The following is a 3,914-nucleotide window of genomic DNA, read 5'->3' as shown; positions in this document are numbered from 1 at the left end:
GACATACGTGCTGAAATCACATCGGGATTTCATTAACAAAAACTATGCTACTCAGTTACGATTAAACAAAAAATAAATAATAATAATGAGGGGCGTTAAATAACTGATTCCAATAGATGCTACATCTTGCTGGAACCCTTGTGGCGTAAGGAGTTTGTTCAATCTGACGGCTACGCCTGAAGTTACAAGGCTCAGCGGCGATGTGTGCCCCATGTCACCTGTAGAAGCAGTTCGAGTGCAGTGCTCTACTATTCGGAACAGCTATTTAGCTTTCATTTTATTGGGGGCCAGTTTGCATTCTGGCGAGGTGGGATGGAGGGGCGGGGCGTAGTTGCCCAAATCAGCCAGTAAGTCATGACTTCCCCAGCCCTTGGTGACCGCTACACTCGGGGCTTTCTGGCTGGTATGCCCAGGGTATTCAGTTTGTTTATGGCGCTTACATACGCCATCACTTCTCCCACCTGACTGTTGTAGTTACGCAGACTGATTTTCCCCACCAGCAACTGATTGACTCGATACATCGCCGTCTCGGCCAGTGCAGTGGTCAACTAAATCCGGACACTTGGTTAGGCCGAGCCTCGGCTTTTGCTGGCGCGATCCCGTGATTGTGTTGATGTGGACGCTGCCAGTTGTAGTAATCCATCAGGTAATAGCTGATATCCCGTTTCGCCTCCCGCTGGTTTATGTATCCCATAGCCGGCACCCACTCCGTTTTAAGACTTCTGAACAACCGCTCCATCGGGGCGTATCCCAACAATTACCACGCCGACTCATGTTCTGAGTCATGCGATAGCGCCACACTCGTTGCCGAAATGCCCGGCTGCCATATTGGCTGCCCTGGTCAGAGTGAAATAGCACACCGGATGGGCAACCCCGCTGCTGATAGGCCATCTCCAGTGCTTTGATGGCCAGCTCTGCATCTGGTTTATCTGACATCGCCCATCCCACAACCCGCCGGGTGTACAGGTCAAGAACCGCTGCCGGGTAATGCCAATGACCACCTGCCCAGACGTAGGTGATATCGCCACACCACACCTGATTGGGTTGCTGGACATCAAATTCTCGGGCCAGCAGATCGGGAATGTCCGGTCGTTCAGACTGTGCCACCTTATAGATAGCGGTGTGCGCCCGGCTGTTTGGATACCAACCCGGCTTCCTTCATCAGGTTCCGTATTTTGAATCGGCCAATTTGATACCCCAACTCCCGCATCATCGACATCAAGGCGCGGCTGCCCGCTGAGTTCCGACTTTCTTTGAACAAACGGCGAAACTCGCTGCGTTGCTGTATCCGCTCACGGTTAATCGTCCGCTTGCGGGCCAGATAGTCGTAAAAGCAGGAAGTGGGCACATCGAAAGCGCAGCAGACCAGAGTAATGGGGGCTTGCTCCCTTAATCGCTCTATCAGAGCGTAAGTGTGAACTCGTCCGCCATCAAGAGAGCCGTAGCCTAATGGGATGGTCTGCTCCATCCACCCCGCTATGCTGTAGCCAGCATCAAGGAGGCTCATCATGACTCAAGCGCATATTTACATTTACGGGATCGATTTAGGCAAAAATTGGTTTCACCTGGTGGCGATGGATCGCATGGGGCATGTATTGACCAAGCAAAAGCTCACGCGTTCACAACTGAAACAGTTCATTAGCACGACCCCACCCTGTCGGGTCGCCTTCGAGGCATGTCCTGGTTCGCAATACTGGGGACGACTGTTTCAACAGGCGGGGTTTGAGCCCAAGATTATTCCCGCTCAATTTGTTAAGCCCTACCTCAAATCGAACAAGAATGACTTCAACGATGCCACCGCCATTGCCGAGGCTGGTAGCAGAGGCACTATGCGCTGTGTCCCGTTGAAATCTCATGAACAGTTGGCATTGCAGTCGACTCATCGAGTCCGTCAACGTTTCATCATCGAACGTACCGCCACTGTCAATCAGATGCGAGCGTTGCTGCTGGAATATGGGCTCACCGTGCCAGTCGGCAGAAAAGTCTTCGAGCGCTCTCTGCCGACGATCCTTGAAGATGCCGAGAATGGCTTGCCTGACTTTATCCGCGCTCTGGTATTGCGTCTGAGAGAACGGTGGCAACAGCTGGATATTCAGATTGATGACATGAGCCTCATGCTCGGACAAGCCTCGAGCACATCGAGTTTGTGCCAAAAAATCAGTACCGTCCCCGGCATTGGACCAATTGTCTCAACCGCGTTGATTGCCGCAATTGGCAATGGCTCACAATTCAAGAAAGCCCGCGACCTGTCAGCCTGGTTGGGGCTGGTCCCCAGGCAATATTCAACGGGCGGCAAATCTTCGCTCGGCGGGATCAGTAAGCGTGGCAATAGCTATTTAAGGCAAATGGTTATTCAGGGCGCCAAAGCGCTGAAAATTCACATGAAGCGTGACAAATCATCGTTAGGCGAATGGGTCGCCAGGCTAGAGGCCGGCCATCACCACCATGTGGTACTTATCGCCCTGGCCAACAAGATAATGCGAATTTGCTGGAAAGTGCTGACATCCGGCAGGGATTACCAACCGTATCCCAACACAAGTTCAGCCGTTTAACTGATAGAACTCATACCCGGTTTTGCGAGCCAAAAACAGATGACAGAAGCGTTTACCCCACGACGTTGCAGCCTGGCTAAAAAAGCAGTCTCTCGTGACTGGTAGCTTTATTAGGACGATGACGTGCGGATCCCATCAAGGCCAGAGCCGGAAAACGGCTCACAGACAGGCCGGATACATTGACGCAAACGACTTCTGGAAATCAGTTCACGCTTGCAGATAAGGAGCAGACCATACATTTTTAGAATGTCTTTTTCAGGTTCGAGCCGGTTGATGCGGGCTTCCAGCTCCTGGATTTTCTGCTGTTCCGGGGTCAGTGCTTTACTAATTGGGGTTGTGCCGCAGCGTTCGGATTGGAGCTGCTGAACCCAGCGGCGAAGCACGGTTTCACCGACATCCAGTGAACGGCTGGCTTCAGGGACAGAATATCCCTGGTCGAGCACCAGGGATGCGGCTTCGAGTTTGAATTGGGCAGTAAATGAGCGACGCAATCTTGTCATTGAACACCTCAGATTATGGTGGCGACTCTACCACCTAAAATGGTGTCCTGGATGATTAGACCACTACAATTCAAGCTACATCGATTTGGGAAATAACGTCGTTCAAGGGCTTCATAACCAAGTTGTTACCTAAAGAATGTCATTGATGTTTTCTATTAACCCGTAATATTCACCTAGTCTCATAGTGACATTGGCTTCACACTTTAGGTCTTTGTTGGTTGATGATCTTCCTGATGGAGATGACCCTGACCCAGAGGGGAGGCACGAAAAAAGTGAGCTAAAAGTGCCGCTTGATGGAGGGGATGGCGGGCCCATTAGAGCCCCGCTCGGTGTCGGTCCGTTCATCGCTTGTATAAATGACAACCTATCAGGTACTGGATTGTTAACTACAGCAAACGGGAAAGCAGATGCATGTGTATTATCATCAGTAAAAAATGGATTCCGTTCCTCTTCATCAACAGTTACGTCCCCATAAGAAAGGTCAACTCTTAGCCGTTGTGCTCCTGCGACTTGGAAAGCCTCTATACGATCAACTGCAAACCATTCTCTCTCAGAGCGATATCTACTTAAAAGGGACGTTGCAAGGGGTACCCTAGGGTCATCAGTCATAAACCCTATTTGCCTTAGGTTGTTTAAATAATCCACCATACTATAAACATTGTCGGTTGCCCTGACCCTGTATAAATAAGCCTCGCTTATCCCACTATTAATTAGCATGCCAGTAAAACGGTTAACATAACCTCCGGGGATTTCGGAGGTAGAAATAAGTCTGGAGTTTTGTAGGGCTGAGGGGGTACCTACTGCTAGCTCGAGTGGATCGTCATTACCATCTTCAGGTCTCTTGGCCGAAAAACCATATTTA

General features: G+C 50.5%; 2 protein-coding genes and 3 pseudogenes. 1 reads left to right on the top strand and 4 read right to left on the bottom strand.

The window, feature by feature from the left end; genetic code table 11:
* Positions 1 to 380: 380 nt before the first annotated feature.
* Both LG31_RS20820 and LG31_RS20315 read right to left on the bottom strand, forming a co-directional pair.
* Positions 381 to 539 (bottom strand): annotated as a pseudogene (locus LG31_RS20820) (IS5/IS1182 family transposase); the annotation flags it as partial.
* A gap of 5 nt (positions 540 to 544) precedes the next feature.
* Positions 545 to 1,447: pseudogene (locus LG31_RS20315) on the bottom strand (IS3 family transposase); the annotation flags it as partial.
* A gap of 61 nt (positions 1,448 to 1,508) precedes the next feature.
* On the opposite strand from LG31_RS20315, the gene LG31_RS0106225 reads away from it, so the two are divergent.
* Positions 1,509 to 2,552, top strand: coding sequence for an IS110 family RNA-guided transposase (locus tag LG31_RS0106225; protein ID WP_033113629.1), 1,044 nt, complete (start codon positions 1,509 to 1,511; stop codon positions 2,550 to 2,552).
* Positions 2,553 to 2,791: 239 nt separating this feature from the next.
* Here the strand turns inward: LG31_RS0106225 and LG31_RS20310 are convergent.
* Positions 2,792 to 3,052: pseudogene (locus tag LG31_RS20310) on the bottom strand (transposase); the annotation flags it as partial.
* 129 nt (positions 3,053 to 3,181) lie between these two features.
* On the bottom strand, positions 3,182 to 3,914 hold a 733-nt coding region (locus LG31_RS21160; protein ID WP_161785970.1), incomplete at its 5' end, for a hypothetical protein.

Origin of the sequence: Aeromonas lacus (assembly GCF_000764665.1) — a bacterium.
GTDB lineage: Bacteria > Pseudomonadota > Gammaproteobacteria > Enterobacterales > Aeromonadaceae > Aeromonas > Aeromonas lacus.
This window is presented reverse-complemented; position numbering and strand designations above follow the sequence as displayed.